1 protein-coding gene is annotated in these 401 nt (G+C 62.6%); it reads right to left on the bottom strand.

What is annotated here, in order from left to right; all coding sequences use genetic code 11:
* Nucleotides 1-401: Ig-like domain-containing protein (locus tag BTW08_RS18670; RefSeq protein WP_168170693.1), on the bottom strand; the 401-nt coding region annotated here is incomplete at both ends.

The raw sequence follows: 401 nt of genomic DNA, 5'->3' as shown, positions 1-401 counted from the left end.
TCATTTGTGCCGGTGACAGTGATCGTCACCGTCTTCGGTGCACTGACGCCGCCGTCGTTATCGATAGCGGTGTAGCTGAAGGTGACGTCGCGACTTTCGTCGGCAGCCAAAGCGTCGAAGTCGGTGCCGGGGGTGAAGGTGTAGCTACCGTCGGCGCTGAAGCTCAACGCGCCATTGCCTTGGCCCACGCCAGTGTCTAGCGCGTAGCTGGCTATCGTACCGTCAACATCGGTCGCTGCCGGGACCTGACCAGTCAGCGCGGTGTTCTCACCGGTGGTTTGGGTATCAGCGACGGCGACCGGCGCATCGTTGGTGCCGGTCACGGTGATCGTCACCGTCTTCGGTGCACTGACGCCGCCGTCGTTATCGGTGGCGGTGTAGCTGAAGGTGATGTCGCGGCT

The organism is Salinicola sp. MH3R3-1 (assembly GCF_001937155.1).
Taxonomy (GTDB): domain Bacteria; phylum Pseudomonadota; class Gammaproteobacteria; order Pseudomonadales; family Halomonadaceae; genus Salinicola; species Salinicola halophyticus.
This window is presented reverse-complemented; position numbering and strand designations above follow the sequence as displayed.